14 protein-coding genes are annotated in these 19173 nt (G+C 69.3%); 7 read left to right on the forward strand and 7 right to left on the reverse strand.

Annotated elements, in window-relative coordinates:
• From AC1DQC_RS15145 to AC1DQC_RS15155, 3 genes are all read left to right on the forward strand, one after another.
• On the forward strand, positions 1-628 hold a 628-nt coding region (locus tag AC1DQC_RS15145), incomplete at its 5' end, for a hypothetical protein (protein WP_477052075.1).
• Positions 629-634: 6 nt separating this feature from the next.
• Positions 635-1996 carry an MFS transporter gene (locus AC1DQC_RS15150; RefSeq protein WP_477052076.1) on the forward strand — a complete coding sequence of 454 codons (1362 nt, stop codon included), beginning with the start codon at positions 635-637 and terminating at the stop codon, positions 1994-1996.
• 5 nt (positions 1997-2001) lie between these two features.
• Positions 2002-3018, forward strand: coding sequence for a TolB-like translocation protein (locus tag AC1DQC_RS15155; protein ID WP_477052077.1), 1017 nt, complete (start codon positions 2002-2004; stop codon positions 3016-3018).
• A gap of 78 nt (positions 3019-3096) precedes the next feature.
• Here AC1DQC_RS15155 and AC1DQC_RS15160 read toward each other — a convergent pair whose 3' ends face one another.
• Together AC1DQC_RS15160 and AC1DQC_RS15165 are read right to left on the reverse strand one after the other, a co-directional pair.
• Positions 3097-4449: a right-handed parallel beta-helix repeat-containing protein gene (locus AC1DQC_RS15160; protein ID WP_477052078.1), complete on the reverse strand. Its 1353-nt coding sequence runs from the start codon at positions 4447-4449 to the stop codon at positions 3097-3099.
• Between the two features lie 850 nt (positions 4450-5299).
• Positions 5300-6598 (reverse strand): glycosyltransferase family 4 protein, encoded by a 1299-nt coding sequence (locus AC1DQC_RS15165; RefSeq protein WP_477052079.1) that lies wholly within the window; start codon positions 6596-6598, stop codon positions 5300-5302.
• Positions 6599-6754: 156 nt separating this feature from the next.
• Here AC1DQC_RS15165 and AC1DQC_RS15170 point away from each other — a divergent pair, with 156 nt between their 5' ends.
• A complete protein-coding gene (locus tag AC1DQC_RS15170) occupies positions 6755-8809 on the forward strand; it encodes a glycosyltransferase (protein WP_477052080.1) in 2055 nt (684 codons plus the stop codon).
• A complete protein-coding gene (asnB, locus tag AC1DQC_RS15175; protein WP_477052081.1) occupies positions 8809-10671 on the forward strand; it encodes an asparagine synthase (glutamine-hydrolyzing) in 1863 nt (620 codons plus the stop codon). Before AC1DQC_RS15170 ends, asnB begins: the two co-directional genes overlap by 1 nt.
• Positions 10672-10701: 30 nt before the next feature.
• Here asnB and AC1DQC_RS15180 read toward each other — a convergent pair whose 3' ends face one another.
• The 5 genes from AC1DQC_RS15180 to AC1DQC_RS15200 all read right to left on the reverse strand — a co-directional run bounded on the left by AC1DQC_RS15180 (position 10702) and on the right by AC1DQC_RS15200 (position 16480).
• Positions 10702-11907, reverse strand: a complete 1206-nt coding sequence (locus tag AC1DQC_RS15180; protein WP_477052082.1) for an acyltransferase family protein — start codon at positions 11905-11907, stop codon at positions 10702-10704.
• Complete coding sequence (locus AC1DQC_RS15185) at positions 11904-13025, reverse strand: glycosyltransferase family 4 protein (RefSeq protein WP_477052083.1); 1122 nt, start codon at positions 13023-13025, stop codon at positions 11904-11906. The genes AC1DQC_RS15180 and AC1DQC_RS15185 overlap by 4 nt, the downstream gene beginning before the upstream one ends.
• The gene (locus AC1DQC_RS15190; RefSeq protein WP_477052084.1) at positions 13025-14371 is read right to left on the reverse strand and encodes an O-antigen ligase family protein; all 1347 of its coding nucleotides are present in this window, start codon (positions 14369-14371) and stop codon (positions 13025-13027) included. Before AC1DQC_RS15190 ends, AC1DQC_RS15185 begins: the two co-directional genes overlap by 1 nt.
• Positions 14372-14373: 2 nt before the next feature.
• Positions 14374-15126 carry a hypothetical protein gene (locus AC1DQC_RS15195; RefSeq protein WP_477052085.1) on the reverse strand — a complete coding sequence of 251 codons (753 nt, stop codon included), beginning with the start codon at positions 15124-15126 and terminating at the stop codon, positions 14374-14376.
• Positions 15127-15568: 442 nt separating this feature from the next.
• Positions 15569-16480 carry a hypothetical protein gene (locus tag AC1DQC_RS15200; RefSeq protein WP_477052086.1) on the reverse strand — a complete coding sequence of 304 codons (912 nt, stop codon included), beginning with the start codon at positions 16478-16480 and terminating at the stop codon, positions 15569-15571.
• Positions 16481-17029: 549 nt separating this feature from the next.
• On the opposite strand from AC1DQC_RS15200, the gene AC1DQC_RS15205 reads away from it, so the two are divergent.
• Entirely contained in the window at positions 17030-17701 is a 672-nt protein-coding gene (locus tag AC1DQC_RS15205) for a polysaccharide deacetylase family protein (RefSeq protein ID WP_477052087.1), read from the forward strand.
• A 7-nt stretch (positions 17702-17708) separates the two neighbouring features.
• The gene (locus tag AC1DQC_RS15210) at positions 17709-19169 is read left to right on the forward strand and encodes a lipopolysaccharide biosynthesis protein (RefSeq protein ID WP_477052088.1); all 1461 of its coding nucleotides are present in this window, start codon (positions 17709-17711) and stop codon (positions 19167-19169) included.
• Positions 19170-19173 lie beyond the last annotated feature (4 nt).

Genomic DNA, 19173 nt, shown 5'->3' on the forward strand with positions numbered 1-19173 from the left:
GCTCGGCGCCACGGCGGCCTGCACGTCGCCCGGTCCCGCCCCGGACGCGAGCCCGTCGGCGTCGGCGTCGGCGTCGGCGTCGGCGACCCACCGGTCCCGGGCGGACGCGACTGCCGCGCCGTCCGGCTCGGCGACGGCGAGCGCCGCTCCCACCGGCTCCACGGAAGGTGGCGGCGCCGCAGGTGCCCTGGCCAGCGAGATCCTCCCGTCGCAGGCACCGGGACCGGCCGGACTCCCCGACGTCGCACCCCCGGCCGCCGGGCCGTCCCTGACGGGACCGCTGCCCGCGACCGGCGCCGCGAACGGCTCGGTGGTGAAGGGCTTCCCCAAGGACGTCGTCCCGATCGTCGACGGCCTCACCGTGGTCTCCAGCTCGGTGTCGGCCTCGGGCGACCGGCTCCAGGTCGGTCTCCAGGCCAGCAGCGACGCCGCACCGGCCGACGTCCAGGCCGCCTACGTCGCCGCCCTGGGCGGGGCCGGCTTCGCCGTCGGCGACTCGCCCGCGCTCCCCGGCACCACCGCGACCGCGTTCACGCGCGGACCCGACGGCCTCGTCCTCACGGTCCGCGACCGGATCGGCGGCGGCACCGAGCTGTCGATCGCCGGCACGCTGACGACGGCCGGGTGACGCGCGGTGTACCTGTCCCTGCGCGACCGGCCCGCCCGCGCGTCCGAGGGATCCCCCGAGGAAGCCCGCGCCGTCCGCGCGGCACGACGGACCCGCGTCTCGTCCGTCGTCGTGACCCTGGGCGTCGTCAGCATGCTCACCGACATCTCGTCGGAGTCGGTCGCCGCCGTCCTGCCGCTCTACCTGACCACGGCCCTCGGCCTCTCGACGCTCGCCTACGGCTTCGTCGACGGCCTGATGCAGGGCGCCAGCGCGCTCGTCCGGATCGCCGGCGGCTGGGCCGCGGACCGGGGCGACCACCCGAAGTGGGTCGCGGTCGTCGGGTACGGCCTGTCCGCCGTGACGCGTGGCGTGCTGCTGGTGGCCAGCAGCTTCGGCGCCGTCACGGCGATCGTCGCCCTGGACCGCGTGGGCAAGGGCATCCGCACGGCACCCCGCGACGCCATGATCACCGCGTCGTCCGACCCCCGCACCCTCGGCCGGTCGTTCGGCGTGCACCGCGCGCTGGACACCGTCGGCGCCGCCCTCGGACCGCTCATCGCGTTCGTCGTCCTGTGGGCCATCCCCGACGGCTACCAGACCGTCTTCGTCATCTCCTTCGGCTCCGCGGTGATCGGGCTCGCGGCGCTCGTCCTGCTCGTGCCCGACCTGCGCCCGCGGCGCGCGGCCTGGCTCACGCAGCACCGCAGCCGCGAGGCGCGCAAGCTGCCCAAGTGCAAGGGCTGCAGCTGCGACATCCCGGGCCTCGAGCCCGCAGGCCGCCCGTTCAGCTGGAAGTTCCTCACCGAGCCCGGCCTCCGGCGGCTCTTCGTCACCGCCGGCGTCCTCGCGCTGCTGACGGTCGGTGACGGGTTCATCTACCTGTCGCTGCAGTCCCGCGACGGCTTCGCCACCCAGTGGTTCCCGCTGCTCTACGTCGGCACCAACATCGCGTACATGTCGCTGGCGCTGCCCGTCGGCAAGCTGGCCGACCGGGTGGGACGGGCGCGGGTCTTCGTGTGGGGCCACGTCGCCCTCGTCGCCGCCTACGTGTGCGCGGGCGTCGCCACCGCCTCGACCGCCTCCACGATCGGCGCGCTCCTGCTGCTCGGCCTGTTCTACGCCGCCACCGACGGCGTGCTCGCCGCCCTCGTCGGCCGCCGCGCCGCGCCGCAGGCCCGCGCCTCGGCCATCGGCACGGCGCAGACCGTCGTCGCGGTCGCCCGCATGGCGTCGTCCGCCCTCTTCGGGCTGCTCTGGTACACCGTCGGGCGCGGTCCCGCGATCCTCTCCGTGGCCGTCCTGCTCGCCGCGGCGGTGCCGGTCGCGTGGTACGCGGTGCGCAGCCTGGACGCCCCCGTTCTCGTCGACGCCGGTGACGGGCTGTGAGGCGCGTGTCGTCCCGCGTCGTGATCCTCGTCGCCATCACCGCGGTCGTCGTGATCGGGGTCGGCGGCTACGCCGTCGCCGCCTGGCGCGGCCACCAGGCCGCCGTCGACTCCGCCCCGCCCGTCGCGTCGACCGCGCTCGACGCGGTGACCTCCGGCCCGCACATCGTGTTCCGCTCCACCCTGCCGGGCAACGAGTACGGCCTGGTCGCCGCCGTCCCGCTCGACGACCCCACCGGCCCGCGCGCGTTCACGGACGTCGCCTGCGACCGCGTCGACGTCTCCGGACCCCTCGCCTCGTGCCTGAGGACCATCGCCGGCATCGCCACCCGCTGGGAGGCCGAGCTGCTCGACACCTCCTGGAAGCCGGTCGAGACGTGGGGGCTGCCGGGCATCCCGAGCCGGACGCGCCTGTCCGACGACGGCTCGCTCGTCGCCACCACCTCGTTCGTCACCGGCCACTCCTACGCGACCGTCGGCTTCTCCACGCTCACCGAGATCCACCGCGCCGACGGCACGTCGCTGGGCAACGTCGAGGACTTCGCCCTGACCGTCGACGGCGCGCCCTTCACCGCATCAGACCGCAACATCTGGGGCGTCACGTTCGCCCCCGACGACGACACCTTCTACGCCACGGCTGCCTCCCAGTCGGCCGGCAAGACCTGGCTTGTCCGCGGCTCCCTGGCGGACCGCACGCTCACCTCGCTGCGCGAGGACGCCGAGTGCCCGTCGATCTCACCTGACGGCACACACATCGCCTACAAGAAGGTGCTCGACCACGTCGGCGGGCAGCCCGTGTGGGCGCTCGCCGTGCTCGACCTGGCCTCCAGCGACGAGACGCTGCTGCCGTCGACCAAGGGGCTCGACGACCAGGCCGCCTGGCTCGACGACGACACCCTCCTGTACGGGCTGCCGCGGGCCGACGTGCCCGGGACCACGGACGTGTGGGAGGTCGACACGACCGCCGACTCCGTGCCTGCGGTGCTCGTTCCCGGGGCGTGGTCGCCGGCGGTGGTGGGGTGACGCGCCTGCGGGGCCCGGCCGTCATCGACGGACGAGCCCCGCAGGGAGACGAGCGGTGAACACCGCACGCGTGTCGGATCAGCGCGCGACCGCGCCTCCGGTGTCTGCCCACGTGTTGTTGATCCACGTCAGCGGCACGTTGGTGTCCGTCGGTCCGTACCGGAACGTCCGGCCGAACGTGTTGTCCCGGACCGTGATGTTGTTGATGAAGTACTTACCCTCGGCACCGTCGACGACGTACAGCGTGTAGTTGCCGCCGTTCAGGTAATTGCCCTCGATCGTGAGGGGACCGTTCGTGCTCGGGCCCAGGTCAGGAGCGATGAAGAGGGCGGCGTTTCCCAGCGACCCGGTCTTGGCATTCGACGAGTCGATCGTGTTGTGACGCACGACGACGTTCACCGAGCCGTCCTGGAGCTGCCCGCCGTCGGCGTGCGCACCGGACTCGGGCGTGAGGTCGTGCACCCAGCTGTCCTGCAGCAGAGTGTTGTCGCCGAGCTTCACGCCGTCCTGCGTGACGTCGTGCAGGTCGAGACGGATCGCGGTCCAGTCGCTGTAGCCGATGCCGTTCTGGAACCCGTACATCTCGCTGTCAGTGATCGTGACGTTCCCCGACTGCACCCGGAGGCCGAACTGGTCGGCCTGCGTGCCGTGGATGCGGGAGTTCTTGATGATCACGCCGGGCGCGTCGATGATGACTGGCCCGTTGATGTCGAGACCGTCGATCACCTGGTTAGGGGTGGTGACGCGCAACGACCCCGACGACTTCAGCGAGACACCGGCCGGCACACCCGTGTTGTCCGCGCCGGGCATGCCGGTCGCGGGCGGGACGGTCGGCGTCGGCGTCGGCGTCGGGGTGGGCTTCGGCGTCGCAGTCGGTGTGGGCGTCGGCGTCGGCTTGGGCGTCACGGTCGGCGTCGGCGTCGGCGTCGGCTTGGGCGTCACGGTCGGTGTGGGCGTCGGCGTCGCAGTGGGCGTCGGCGTCGCAGTGGCCGTCGGCGTCGCGCTCGGCGTCGGCTCGGACGGCGTACCGTCCGCGGCAGTCAGGCTGATGGCGACCATGTTCCAACGGTCGTCAGTAGGCGCCTTCGTGCCCACCGTCGTCGCCGAACCTGTCGCTCGTGCACTCTGGAACCACATCGTGTCACCGGTGGGCATCAGCGACTCGGAGAGCTTGCGCTGGCCGTCGAGGACCGTCCGGGAGGTCGCGGTGTCCCAGTCGTTGCCCACGGCGAGAACCAGGGCGTCAGGTCGTGACGCCACCTCCACGGAGGCAGCACCGGCAGCGTCGGACGCATGGGCGGTGGCGAGAACATCGACGCCCTCGACGACATAGACGCCGGCCGTGCCGACGTAGTCGCCCTGGGCGAGCTTCCCGCGCGGTGCGCAGTCGGTGACGCCGGCGTCAACGGGTGCCGACCAGATCTCGGACACTCCCGCACTGCCGTTAGCACGCTCCACGAGCGACCAGGTCAAGCCGCAGCCCCGGACGCTGGAGATGGACTGGACACCGCGGCGCGGACCGTCGGCTGCGGCGAGGAAGAGGATGGTTGCACCCTCGGGGGCGGAGACAGCACCGGCTGCGACCGTCGACGTGGGGTCCGTACTCCGCACGACGGAGCTTGCGAGGATCGTCGGAGTCGTGCTGGCGGCGCCTGCCGACGACGCGGCGACGAGGGATACGCCCACCACAGCCGCGGCGGCCAGCGCAGCTGTCACGGTGACAGGCTTGCTCACTTTGATGGTCATGCGACTGCAACTCTCTGTCATGAACGACAGCCTGTGGCTGCCGCTCGCCCGCGCTCCCGACCGTCCCGGCCGCCGTGGACGGCGCCGTCAGCGTCCGATGTGTCCGATCCGGACCTACGTCCAGGTCGAGAGCCGGGCAATCGTAAATACGGCATGAGGCGATATTCCACGACTCGTCGGACCGTCGACCGCGCGCACGAAGCAGGCACAGGTGGACCACACCCGCAAGCCGGCAAAGGCCCCGTCGCCCGCTACGGTCGGAATGACGTCGTGACCTCCACCGTTGCTTCCCGCGAGATCATCGGCCAGACGACGGGTGCATCAGGCAATCGGCGTGACATAGATCACACTATTGGAATTGCGCAATCTGCGTTGTTTGTCCGCTTTGCCCACACCCTCCGCGCGCAATGTCTGAATTGCGCGGCGTGACTGCTCGCACACGACTCCCGTGACGACGACCGCGGGGGGGTGCCCTGTGGTCGCGACCTCGTTCGAGAGGGCAGCGTGCGGCTACCGCCGGGATCGGTGGCGCCGCTCAGCTCTGCGTCCCGCGAGCGCGGACGAACGACTCGAGCACCCCAGGCGCCTCGAGGTCGACGTACTCCCGACCCCATGGATCGAGAACGTCGTATGCCGGAGCGTCCTCAGGGAGCGGCGATCGGCGCTCGAGCAACGAGTCGAACACCTGCACGTACGCGATCGACTGAGGCCGCCAGTCCAGCTCTGCAACAGCTCGGTCTCGTGCGGCGAGCGAGAGTGCGGTGCGACGCTCGGGGTCGTCCAGAAGGGCCTCCACCGCGTCGGCGAATGCGGCGACGTCGCCCGTTGGCACGCTGACACCCGTCGACCCTGCCGAGGTCGCAGTCTCCGCGAGATCGAACGAGACGGGCACGACCGCGTAGGCCATGTACTCCATCGTCTTGTTCATGGTCGACATGTCATTGAGCGGGGTCTTGCGATCAGGGCCGAGCCCCACTGACGCCGCGCTCAGGTACTCGCCGATCTGCTCCAAGCCGACCCGTCCGGTGAACTCGACGACGTCATCAAGACCCAGTCGCGTGGACAGCGCACGGAGATCGGCCAGGCAGTCCCCGAAGCCGAGCAGCGCCGCATGGACGTCCTGGCGACCCCGTCGGTGCACCAGCTCGTCCATGACCTCCAAGACCACGTGAACGTCGTCCTGGGGCCCCATGATGCCGAGATAGACGAGCAGGTGGGTGCCGGGCGGAAGGCTGCGCATGGCGGCCACCGGTCGCATGCGCCGAGTGTCCGGACCACTCCGAACGACCTCGGTGTACTCGCGACGCACACCACCGCGGCCAACGGCCACACCGCGGTACGACTCATTCGTCGAAATGACCCGGTCGGCAGACCGGAACGTCATGCGCTCGAGCCACAACAGGCCCCGGAACTGCAGCCGGGCCGCGGGACCGGTGGGCTCCCCGAAGCGCGAGCGGAAGAGCTCCGGATTCAGGTCGTGGTGGTCGAACACGAATCGGACGCCGGCAAAGCGCCAGATCCGGGCGAGCAACCAGTACGTGTCCGGCGGGTTGCACGCCTGGATGACGTCGAAGCCCCGCTCTCGCCGCACCACGACTGACAGGAACGCCGTCCGCAACCACGAGTAGACGAACTCGACGATGAACCCGAGCACACCCACAGCCTCGGGGGCAGGCCGGTACTTGTAGATCGCCACCCCATCGATCATGGAGCGGGACGGATCCCCCGGGCCCTTCGGGCAGATCACGCTCACCCTGTATCCGGCCGCGGTGAGGGCCTGTGCCTCCAGCCAGACGCGACGGTCCAGCGGTACGGGAAGGTTCTGCACGATCACCAGGACACGTGGACCGCTCGATCTCGCCATGCGGCCAGCCTCTCGGCTCCAAGTCTCACCCTCAAGCATGTGGGTGGTTTTTCATACTTTCGCCCAAAGCGTCCCCTGACCGTCCCTATCCTGCTGATAGCGAATTCGACGACGGGGGGTTTCGAGGTGGAGGGAGGGCAGACGCCACTCACGGTCGTCGTGGTGACCTACAACAGCGCCTCCGTCGTCGGCAACCTCCTTGACTCGCTCGCCGACGGGCTCACCGGCGTCACCACCTGGGAGCTCGTCGTCGTCGACAACGACTCACAGGACGGTACGACCGACCGGGTGCGGGCGCTCGCCCCGACGGCCAAGGTCGTCGGGATGGGTCGCAACGCCGGCTACGCGGCTGCGATCAACGCCGGGATCCGAGCCTCCGCGCACGACGGGGACGTGCTCGTGCTGAACCCGGACGTCCGACTCCATGAGGGCAGCGTGTCGCGTCTGCTGGTCGGACTCCGCGCTGTCGGCACAGGGATCGCCGTCCCCAGGATCAACGACGACGCGGGGCACCTCGCCCCATCGCTCCGCCGGGATCCGTCTGTGGTCTCCGCGTGGGCCGAGGCCGTCCTTGGCGGCGGTCGGGCGTCGCGAGCGGACCTCGGCGAGATGATCACGAATCGTTCCGCATACTCGAGCACCCATACCGTCGACTGGGCCACCGGCGCGGTGCTCGCTATCAGCGCCAGCTGCCGGCGCGACGTCGGAGAGTGGGACGAGCGGTACTTCCTCTATTCCGAGGAGGTCGACTACTGCCAACGTGCGCGACGGCTGGGCTTCGCCGTGAGGTACGTTCCCGACGCCGTCGTCGAGCACGCGGGCGGACCGTACGGCTCGAACCCCTATCTGTGGTCGCGGCTCGTGCGCAGTCGCGTGCAGCACTTCGCCAAGAACCATGGGCCGGTGAGCACTTCACTCTTCCGGACCGGCGTGGTTGTCGGCGAGGCGCTGCGCATCCCGGTGCGACGCTCGGCACGCTCCGGACTTCGCGCGGCCCTGTCGTCGCCGGTTCGCCGCGAACCAGGCTTCGTCTGGTTCGCCGCGCAGGACTGGTGGTATCACAACCAGGCGCACTCCGACTTCCAGCTGATGCGGTGCGTAGCTCGGGACCGGCCGGTCGTCGTGGTGAACTCGCTCGGACTACGCCTTCCGAGAAAGGGCGTGAGCACACAACCCCTTCGCCGGATCGGCCGCAAGGTCCGCAGCATGGCCAAGCTCGTGCGCCGCCCGGTCGCCGGTCTGCCCCAGTTCTACGTGATGACGCCCATCTTCCTGCCCCTATACGGAGGCGGCTTCGCGGGCCGCCTCAACGCCGCTTTCGTCAGGGTGCAGGTCCGGGCAGTAGCCCGCGCAGTGGGTGCGGGACCGCGTCCCTACGTCGGTGCCACCATCCCGACCGCCTGGCCGGTGATCCGCGGCATGCGGCGGTCAAGCCTCATGTTCAACCGCTCCGACATGCACTCGGCGTTCCCGGAAGCCGATGGCGAACGGATCGCGGAGCTCGAGGGGCAGCTCCTTCGCAGCGCGGACACCGTCCTCTACGTGAGCAGGGAGCTCATGCGGCTCGACGCCGCCGCCACGGGCGATCGAGCCGTGTTCCTCGACCACGGTGTCGACCTCGAGCGGTTCAGCCGGAAGGCGGACGCAGCGGAGGCACCAGAGCTCGTGGGGATCGCACGGCCCCGGGTCGGGTTCTTCGGTGGGCTCGACGACTACGTCGTGGACATGAAGCTTCTTGCCGAGGTGGCTCGAAGCATCCCCGAGGCCCAGCTCGTCCTCGTCGGCGATGCGACCTGCTCGATGGACGAGCTGACGTCGATGTCGAACGTGCACTGGTTGGGCCACCGAGCCTACGAACGAATCCCTGCGATCGGCCGGGGGTTCGACGTGGCGATCATGCCGTGGCTCGACAACGAGTGGATCCGGTTCGCCAACCCGATCAAGCTGCGCGAGTACCTCGCGCTCGGCCTCCCGGTCGTCACCACCGAGTACCCGCAGATCGACGACTACCGCGATCGGGTGCGCGTGGCACAAGATCACGCTCAGTTCGTCGACCTCGTCCGCGAGTCGCTCGCGGAACCGGGCGATCCGTCCGCCCGACGCAGCTCGGTCCTGCACGACTCGTGGTCGACGCGTGCGTCGACACTCGTCCGTCTGGCCGCTCGGAAGGATGCCGACTGATGTGCGGGATCGCTTTGGCTCGGCGGTTCGACGGCCGCCCCGTAGAGAAGGCCGCCCTGGAGGCGATGGCCACGACCTTGCGGCATCGAGGTCCCGACGAGTCGGCCGTGTGGGTCGACGGGCCTCTCGGGCTTGCGCACACCAGGCTGTCGATCATCGACCTCGCGGCCTCTCACCAACCCATGTCGAGCCATGACGGTCGCTGGCACCTCGTGTTCAACGGCGAGATCTTCAACTTCCGTGAGCTCCGCGCCCGCTATCCCTACCCCTACTCCACCGATGGCGACACTGAAGCCTTGCTGGCGGGACTCGTCACCGAAGGTCTCGATGTCGTCGACCGACTGCGGGGTCAGTTCGCGTTCATCGCCCACGATCGGGCGACCGGGACCACGCACCTGGTTCGGGATCGGCTCGGCATTCTTCCGCTGTACTACACGGCGGACGGCTCGGAACTGCTCGCCGCGTCCGAGGTCAAGGCCATCCTCGCCGCAAGGCCAGTCCGCGCCACGGTCGACCTCCAGAGCCTCGACGCCTACCTCGGGCGCCGCGCCGTTCCGGCACCGTTCACACTGTTCGAGGGCGTTCGCAAGCTCCGCCCCGGCCAACGCATCGAGGTGTCGGCGGACGGTCGGCTTCGCGAGCTCACCTACTGGACCCCCCCACCGCCGGACGCAGCGCGCGCCTGGAGCCCAGCCGAGGCGGTCGATGCGGTGGATCAGGCCGTGCGCGACGCGGTCTCCGCAGCGCTCGTGGCGGACGTGCCTGTCGGCTCCTACCTGAGCGGTGGCGTCGACAGCAGCCTCATCGTGTCAGTCATGTCGCAGCTCCGTGGCGGCGAGGGCGTCACGACGTTCGCGGCGGGGTTCGGCGATCCCCGCTACGACGAGCTGCCCTGGGCACGTCGGGTGAGTGATCTGCTCGCCACCGAGCACCACGAGGTCATCGTCCCGGCGAGTGACTTCGAGGCGCTCTGGCCCAAGCTCACCTGGCATCGCGACGCACCGGTCTCCGAGCCCGCCGACGTGGCGGTGTTCCGGCTGGCGGAGCTGGCGCGGCAGCACGTCCGGGTGGTGCTGTCGGGCGAGGGCGGCGACGAGCTCTTCGCCGGCTACCCCAAGTACAGGTACGCGAAGGCCCTGGGGCGGACTCGAATCGTGCCTCATGGGCTGCGGGGGTTCGCGAGCGACGCGCTGGAGTCCCGCCTCGGGTCCCGCGCGGCGCGCGCCAGGATTGCCGTGCGCGCTGCTGGCGCGCCCACCGAGAGCGAGCAGTTCGCCACGTGGTTCGCGCCGTTCACCCGGGCCGAGCGCGCACGCCTCGTGGCATCTCTTCCCACCCAACGGCTAGTCCCCCCGGGGGCGCCGGGCGGTCGGGACGTGATCGGCCGCATGCTCGCGGCGGACATGGTGAGCTGGCTCCCCGACAATCTGCTCGAGCGCGGTGACCGGATGTCGATGGCCGCGTCTCTCGAGCTGCGGCCGCCGTTGCTCGATCACAAGCTCACCGAGCTGGCGTTCCGGCTCCCGTCCTCGGTCAAGGTGCGCCGCGGAACGACCAAGTGGGTCCTCAAGGAGGTCGCCCGTCGTTATCTGCCGTCGGACATCGTCGATCGCCGCAAGGTCGGTTTCCGGGTCCCCCTCGATACCTGGTTCCGGTCTGATCTCCGCGACTCGATGTGGGACAGGCTGACCGGGAGCGACTCGTTCGTGGCATCGACCCTGGACCGGGCGGCCGTAGTCGACCTGCTCACCCGACACGAGAGCGGCCGCTCGGCGGAGGAGAGCCGGATCTGGACCCTGATGAGCCTCGAGGTATGGCACGAGACCGTCATCCGGCAGCGGACACCGGCGACCACGCCGTGAGCGTCAGGCCGGGATCGCCCCCGGCCGAGATCATCCGATGAGGTCCCGGCTCCCCTCGGGAGTCGGGCTCGGATCCTTCGGCGCCTCCAGGGAGTGCGCGCGACCGACCCGCCGGCGGCGTGCGGCCCGCACCTCGTCCGTCAACGATGCCCACGACCTGGCCACCAGGAACGGTCGCTCGAAGACCAGGAAGAACCCGTAGCTGACGGCGAGCGCCAGCGGCACGGCAATGAGGAGAAGAGCGAGGAACGTCTCCCCAGGGTCGAGTCCCATCGGCTGCGTGATGTACACGACGACGACCACGATGACCGGGCTGTGGATGAGGTAGCTGCTGTAGGAGAACCGCCCGAGCCCGGCTGGCACTCGCGACGCGAGCCCACGGGCCACGGCACCGCCACGCGCGGAGAACCACCGGAACGCTGCGGCGGCGAGCCCTGCGACCAGCAGATCCACCCAGAAGTACCGGGCGACGATCCACTCAGGGCCGGCGAGAGCGGCCGCCACGACGAGGATCACGACGCCCGCCGTCGCGATCGCGAGCAGGGGCACGGACCGGCCGAGCATGCGGGGCAGCTCCGAGCGGTTGGCGGCGAGCATCCCGAAGACGAACGCCACGAGCAGCTGCGGCGTCAGGTTGTTGACTGGGTCGACCTCGGGAACCACCAGCGAGGTTACGTACAGACCGACCACGACCCCTGTGACGACGCCGACGGTCCAGATCGGGCGGAGCCGCCGCCACATCAGCAGGAGGAGCGGGAACAGGACGTAGATCTGCGCCTCGATCGCGATCGACCAGAACGTCCCGTTCGGCGGTGTGTTCCCCACGATGTCCTGCAGGAGGAGGGCGTGGATCAGCACCGACCGAAGATCGACTCCACCACCCACACGGGGGGCGATGAGCACGTTCACCAGGACGACCGAGATTGCGAGCGCGGCCCAGTACGGAGGCAGGATCCGCCATGCGCGGCGTCTCGCGAACTCCTTGGCGCCGCCCTTCAGACGGAAGCCGTTCCGCTTGGGCGCGAGCGTCAACGAGTAGCCGGACACGACGATGAACACGACGACCGCGAGATGCCCGTAGAGCAACCACCCGAGGAACCATGGGCCGGTGTCCGAGGGGAACCCGAGGAACGAGTTCAACCAGACGTGGTGGAGGAGAACATAGGTTGCCGCCAGCCCCCGCACGCCGTCGAGCCACTCGACGCGGCGGGAGACGGAGACCGGCGGCGCCGTCACGCTGCCACCGCCTGTGCCGCTACGCGGATCTCGCCCGCGGCCCGTGGCCACGCATAGTGCTCGCGACGGGCTGGCGCCGCGTCCGCGCAGGCCGTGTAAAGGTCGTCATCGTCCAACGCCGAGACGATGAGGGCAGCCAGCTCATCGCTGCTCTCCGACGTCACCAGCCGGCCTCCGGAGGACTTATCGATGATCTCGGGCATCGCGCAGTCGTCGCGGCCGATGCACGGGAGTCCCCGCACGAGCGCCTCGACGAAGGCGATCCCGAAGCCCTCGAACAACGACGGCATGACGAACAGGTCGTGGGTGTCGAGCAGCTCAGCCACACGCGTCGCGGGCACCGGGCCGAGGAAGGTGACGCCATCCGGCACCTCGCCACGGAGCGGCCAGGTAGCGGGGCCGGCGATGGTCAGGCTGATCGACGGACCCATCTCCGCTCGCAGCGTGCGGAACGCCGCCACCACCTGGGTACCACCCTTGGTGTCGAAGTCACGCCCGATCAGGAGCAATCGACGGACCGGACCACGGCGCCGTTCCGGTATCGCCCTGCCGGAGTCGAGGCGCACGTTGACGCCGGGATTGACGACGGCCAACCGCTGCGGCGCGACGCCCCCGCGTCGCAGGCTCGACGCGAGCCAGTCGCTCATGGGCAGGAGCATGGCTGCGTGCTCGTACAACGTCTCCTGACGCCTGCGGAGAGCATCGACTCGACGCCTGCCCAGCGTGCGAAAGTGCGGGACACCTTCAGGACCGAACCGTTCGGCCAGGATGGCGAAGCTGAGGTCCTGGTACACCAGGAAGGGCGTCGGCAGGACACCGAGATCCTGAATCTGCAGGACGACGTCGGGCGCCGCCCTCCGCACCCTCCGCTCGAGGTCCGCCTCGATGAGGTTCACAGCCGCGGCGGAGTGCCGCCAGTGGGACCGGACGCGTCCGTCGGAGATCCGCGCGCCCGCCAGCCTGAGGCCACGGCGCACAGGTCCCGCGATGGTCGGTGCCACGTCGACGACGTCGATCGTCGGGTCGCCGTTCAGGGCTTCCCGGAGTCGCCACGGCGTCCCCGACCAGGTGCGCTCGCGCACCGGGTCCCAGTGGCAGGCGAAACCGAGGCGAAGCATCACGCCACCGGGTTCGGCGTAGGCGTTCGGGCCCCGGCGGCAGTCACCACGGGGACCTCGAGGGGAATCTCCTCGTCGGGCACGGCGCCGTAGGCGCGTCCGCCGACCAGGCGCCACAGCGCACCTATGCAGCCGAGCAGCAGGAACAGCAGGCCGGTGACCATGGGAAAGGCCAGTCCGTCAAACGTGACGTACCCCACCATGACCACGCTGATGCACGCCGAGAGCGCGATGCCCAGGTCTCGCATCTCGCTGGTAGCACCTCGGATCTTGATCCCCCGCGCGCACCCGAAACCGATCACGAACACGAGAAGCAGGGTCACGACGCCGAGCGCCMCGGTCTCGACCATCGACCCGAGGTACTGATTGTCGAGGACGATGAAGTCCTCCGGCAGGAACGTGCCGAAGCCGCGTCCGATGAACGGGGACTGCGAAATGAAGGCTCCGACCACCGCATAGTCGTCGGTCCGCCCGGCGATGCTCGGGTCGCTTCCGAAGCCTTCGAAGAGACCGAGCAGCGTGCCGAGGAGTCCAGGGATGAGGAACCTCATCACCACGAGGATGACGGGCGTCAGCAGCAGCAGCATCGTCCGCCGCATGCCGCGCCACGAGAAGAAGAGGACCAGCAGGCCCGTCAGAAGTCCCACGATCGCCGACCGGGAGACCGACATGGGCAACGCCATGCCGATCGTCGCGACGACGCCCCAACGCTTCCACGCAGGTCGGCCTACGTCCGTGATACCGAAGTGGAGAGCGAGCGGGAAGACCATCGCCAGCACCACACCGAACTCGATGGGATGCGAAGCCGTGCCGGACACACGTCGGAACTCCGATCGCTTGCCGACGAACTCGAGCGTCTGGTTGGCGGAGAGCCCCGGGATGTGGATCATCCCGGCGAGGTCGATGCCCAGGAAGAACTGCATCATCCCGAGCACGGCCAGGACGGCCGCAGCAACGGTGATCGCGCGAAGCAGCCGGTTGACCGACGCGACGCTGGTCAACATGTCCGAAGCGACGAACGCGACCCCGACCCAGCCGATGAGGGCGATGAGGGCACGATCGGCGCCGCTCATCTGGTGTACGGGCAGGCCCGTCAGGGCTGCACCCACGTAGGACGCGACCACGGCCAGCGCGAACGCGCTGATGGCGTACCGGGTGGGTTGCCATGCCCACGCTGTGCCGGACGGGTACGCGATCCTGCCCAGCACCCACCACAGGAACGCTCCCGCTGCGATCACGCCCGCCGGCGTCCCCTGGGCACCCAGCGGTTGAATGACGAGGTTCGCGGGCACGCCGACAAGGACGATCAGGTATGTCAGCAGGAACCCGAACGCGTCCTTGCGCATGACTACCCGCGCGAGACCGTCGGGGACGGCAGGATCTCCTCCGACGAGGCGGATCCCTCCAGCCACATGTCGTCCATCAGCGCGTCATCGCCGGCGGCCTGCGGGGATCCATCGACAGCACCCGGAGCAGAACGCCGACCGGACAGCGGCACCTCGACGTTGTCGGATCCGCCGACGGGGGCATGGTCGTCTGCGTCGGCCGTCGCTCCGGCCTTACGGTCACGTCGGCGCCCGCCGCGGGCAGCTTTCCGGACGACGATGCTCTCCCGCAGGAAGGCGATCGCGATGGTCAATGCAGCACCGATGACGACGATTCCGGCTGCAGCCCGCATCAAGCTGCCGGCCTGCTTGGTGGGCTCGACCGGCGTCCGGACCGGTTCGGCCACGATCCTCAGCGAGGAGGGCGCCTTGACGCCGTCCTGGCGGGCGGCGAGGTCCGCCTCCACGTGCGCGAGGACGAGCTGGTAGGTCGACATCGCCTCAGCAGGATCCTTGCTCGTCGCCGTGATCGAGAGCATCGGTGCGTCGCCAGGCACGAGGTCGACCACGAAGTCGGCCGTGCCCCCCTGCTCGAGGATCTCGGTCGCCGCCTGCTGGCCCCCCGCGGCGCGGGCAAGCACGAACGTCACGACGTTCAGCGATCCACCGAAGCCGAGATAAGCGTTCTGAGCGACGACGGACTCGTCAAGATTCTCAGTCGGCACGAGAAGGATGATCTCGCCCTCGGTCTGATAGGTGATGGGCACGATCGTCATGGCTCCGACCAGACCGGCGAGAGTGAGCAGCGCACCCGAGACCACGATGATCCATCGTCGCCGCAATATCGCTAGCGCCGTCCACATGTCCATTGGTAACCCCCGGGAGGCCATTGTCAGATGCAGAACACTATGGCCCGGTTCAACGGGCGCCGAGGCGCCTCCACCCAACCTTCACGATTCCCTGACGCATCCGACCGGAACATATTGTCGGGGGCACAGGCCTACTGACCGAGCGTAGCCGCCAACCATTCGCCTCGGTTCCGAGAGGATCAAGTTCACCCTCTGATCGCGGGCGAAAACGACGGCGACGGCCGGGAGCCTCGCGCATCCCCCGGACGGTGCGTCGACGCACGTCCGTGCGGTCGTACGGGCCCGGCGGCTGGGCCCACCGAGCCTGCCAACGACCGGTGGTCCGAGGTGCGTCAGGCAGAGCGGCCGCCTACAGGCGCAACGCCTTTCCCGTGTCCGCCCAGATGTTGCCCGACTGCACGAACGGGACGTTCGTCGACGACGGACCATATCTCGCCGTGTGGCCGAAGGAATTGTTTGTCACCGAGATGTTTCCAATCACAAACTTGCCGTTCGCGCCGTCGACGATGTAGATAGTGTAGTTGCCACCGTTCAGGTAATTACCCGTGATCGTCAACGGACCCACCGTGCTCGGTCCGAGGTCGGGTGCGATGAACAATGCGGAGTTCCCGAATCCACCGGATGCGGAGCTCGAGTCGATGTAGTTGTGCTTCACCGCGACATTGACCGCGCCGTCCTGGAGCTGGGCGCCGTCCGAGTGTGCACCGGCCTCCGGGGTCAGGTCGTGGATCCAGCTGTCCTGTAGCAGGGTGTTGTCGCCCAGCTTGGCGCCGTCCTGCGTGGTCCCGTGGATGTTGACCCTGATCGCCGTCCAGTCGGTGAACGCGATCGCATTCGCGAAACCGAAGATCTCGCTGTCGGTCACCGTCACGCTGCCGGTGACCACGTAGACGCCGTACGCGTCGCTGGCCGTCCCGTGGATCCGACTGTTCTTGATGACGACGCCCGGCGCGTCAATGACGACCTGACCGGAGATGTCGAGCGAGTCGAGAACCTGGTTGGGCGTCGTCACTCGCATCCCGCCGACAGCCGTGAGCGCCGTGCCGACCGGCACCCCCGTGTTCTGCGGGCCCGGCCATTCACCCTTCGGCGGGGCCGGGACGGAAGGCGGCGTCGGAGTCGGGTTCGAACCGCCGGCCGCGGGCGGCGGCAGGGCGGGCGTCGAGGTCGGTCGTGGAGTAGGTGTCGCCGTGGCCGTGGGCGCCGGTGTCGGCGCCACCGTCTCGCTCGGCTCGGTGGTCGGCTGTGGCGCGGGCGTCATCTCATCGTCCGATGTCGGCGCCGGACGCGGCACCGACGTGTGTCCACTTCGGTGATGGTGGCGGCCGCCGTCCGATCGCCACCAACCAGGGTGCTGCCACGTGGGTCCGAGCCACGACGCACCGCCGTCGCCGGAGTGCGCCCCCCGCCCAGAGCTCGCGACTGCGGATTCCGGGGCCTGTGCCGCTGCACTCATGACGAACACCAGCATCACGCCCGCGAACGCGAGCGCGCTGCGCTGGAGGGTGCGGTGCTTCGACCGCTGCCGAACGCTTTTCGATGGCATGCCATGCCTCATCGGACGTCGCTTCCGTCGGGGTACTTTGCTATCGGCAGGGGGACTCGCGCACATGCTGGTCACTTGTACGATTCACCCGATTGCCGACTATAACGGGCATGCTCGTCCGCATGGACATGACGGTCTAGTACGGTCTGTTCGGCAAGCACGGACCGCGAGGGGGACGAGATGCCTCAGCCTCTTCACTCAGTCCTACGTCGCCGCCTGGGCCCGGCGGGTAAGGCCCGGATTCGCTCGATCATCGACCCGCTCATGGCGCCGCTCGTGGGCTCGATCCACCGGTCGCAGTCGGTGCGTGACGTGTCGCTGACTTTCGACGACGGACCGGATCCGCAGGTCACACCCCATCTGCTCGATCTTCTTGCCGAACGCGGGACGACAGCGACGTTCTTCGTCCTGGTCGACCAGGCGCGCCTGCATGTACCGCTCGTGCAACGGATGGTGGCCGACGGTCACGAGGTGGCACTGCATGGCGAAGACCATCGACGACTGACCGAGATGTCCTATCGGACGGCCGTCCACTATGTGACACTCGCCCGCGAGGAGCTCGAGCGGATCGCGGGTCGCCCGGTCCTTCTGTACCGGCCGCCCTACGGAGCCCAGACGCTCGCCAGCTACCTGGCGGTTCGACGATGCGGCCTGCAAGTCGTGACGTGGAGCGCCGATGCCGCGGACTGGGTGGACAGGAGCGCGTCCGAGGTCGCATCGGCGGCGCTCGCGCAGCTCACTCCGGGCGCGATCCTTCTCCTCCACGAGCGTCTCGAGCCCGACCCGCTGCGTGGAGCACCGACGACGTCGTTCGATCGAGTGGATGTGACGCGCCAGATTCTGGACGGGCTGAGCGCGCGCGGGCTCGGCGCCGACACGGTCGGGCGGCTGAAATATCGCGACGGGGTGCGACGAACAGCCTGGTTCCGACCATGATCGCTGCATGACCGAACCCGTGGAGGAAACGCTCGCACATGAGGTGCGGCGAGGCCTGCGCTGGAGCTTCGTCAGCAACGTCCTGAGCCGGCTCGGCACCTTCGTCACAGGAATCATCCTCGCCCGTCTGCTGGCGCCCACGGACTACGGGGTGTTCACCGTCGCCCTGGTGGCGATGACGGTCCTCGTGAACATCAACGACCTGGGGATGGAGCAGACGCTCGTCCGATGGCCGGGCAAGCGGATCGACGACGTGGCCGGTACGGCGACGACGATCATCTTCGGGTTCAGCGTGCTGCTGTTCGGCGTCTGCTTCGCGGGCAGCGGGGCCTTCGCTACCGCGATGGGCGCGCCGGAGGCGGCACCGATCGTCGCTGCACTCTCGTTCGGCATCCTCGTCAACGGAATCTTCGCCGTGCCCTCGGCGTCCCTGACGCGGAGCCTGCGCCAAGACCTGCGCACCTATGCCGACCTCTCGGGCTTCTTCCTCGGCACGGGTCTCACGATCATCCTGGCGTTCAACGGTGCAGGCGTCTGGTCACTCGTCTGGGGGCGCCTCGCGGGCAATCTGGCAGTCGGCACGCTGCACTTCGTGCTGGCCCCGATCCGCTACCGGCCCGGCTGGGACAGCTCGCGTGTCGGGGAGCTCCTCCGCTCGAGCCTGCCGCTGGCCGGCGCCACCGTCATCGCCGTCGTGCTGCTCAACATCGACTACGTCGTCGTCGGGAGACTGCTCGGCACGGAGGACCTGGGCTACTACACGATGGCGTTCAACCTTGCGAGCTGGCCCGTCACCTTCTTCGCCGTCGCCGTGGCCCGTGTCTCGGTTCCTGCGTTCGCGCGGCTCCAGGCGGAGCCTGCTCGGGTCCAGTCCGCATTCGAGCGTTCTATGACCCTCCTCATGGTCGTGACCGTTCCCGCCTGCCTGCTCCTCGGCGTGTTCGCCGAGCCGCTGATCCGCTTCGTCTACGGCGACAAGTGGGCGCCGGCCGCCGCAGTGCTGCAGTGGCTCGCCCTCCTGGGACTGCTGCGCGTCGTCTACCAACTGTGCGCCGACGTCCTGATCGCCGTGGGGGCGAGCAGCCGGGTGCTGCTCACCCAGGTCGTCTGGCTGGTCGCGCTCGTCGGCGGCCTCGTCCTCGGTGCGCGCTGGGGTCTGGTCGGCATCGGAATCGGCCACGTGGCCGTCGCCATCTTCGTGGTAGGCCCCACTTATGTCCTGTGCCTGCGCGGCGTCGTTCGCCTCAGACCCCTCGTGCGGCCGTCCGTACGGATTGCCGCGGCTGCCGTGCCCGCCGCCCTCGCCGGATGGGCAGTCACCGCCTCGTCACTCAGCCCGTTCTTCACGCTCGCCCTGGGCGCACCTCTGCTGCTCGTCATCTACCTACTCGGCACCCACTTGCTCATGCGGCACCACGGTGTCGATATCAGGGCAGCCATCGCGGGCGCGCGCCGCAAGTCGACGTGACGGC

The sequence above is a fragment of the Cellulomonas sp. P4_H12 genome (assembly GCF_056400905.1).